Here is a 381-nt window from a genome sequence, read left to right on the forward strand (position 1 = left end):
GACTGGTACTGCGATCTGCCGCCCGCCTCGCCGCAAACCTGGGGCGAGCAGACCGACGTGCCGGAATCTGCCGACTGGTACAACTCGACGTTCATCATGCTGTGGGGCTCGAACGTGCCGCAGACGCGCACGCCCGACGCGCACTTCATGGTGGAAGCCCGCTACAAGGGCACGAAGATTGTTTCGGTGTTCCCTGACTACGCCGAGGGCGCGAAGTTTGGCGACATCTGGCTGCATCCCAAGCAAGGCACCGACGCCGCACTGGCGCTCGCCATGGGGCACGTGATCCTCAAGGAATTCCACCTGGCGGGCAAGAGCGACTACTTCATGGACTACTGCCGCCGCTTCACCGACATGCCCTGCCTAGTGCGGCTTGTGCGG

General features: G+C 63.8%; 1 protein-coding gene. It reads left to right on the plus strand.

Translation table 11 applies throughout. The features are described from left to right. Positions 1 to 381, plus strand: a 381-nt coding sequence (locus R5H29_RS04865; RefSeq protein ID WP_332328856.1) for a molybdopterin-dependent oxidoreductase, incomplete at both ends; no start/stop codon positions are given.

Origin of the sequence: Stenotrophomonas sp. A3_2 (assembly GCF_036624925.1) — a bacterium.
Lineage (GTDB): Bacteria > Pseudomonadota > Gammaproteobacteria > Xanthomonadales > Xanthomonadaceae > Stenotrophomonas > Stenotrophomonas hibiscicola.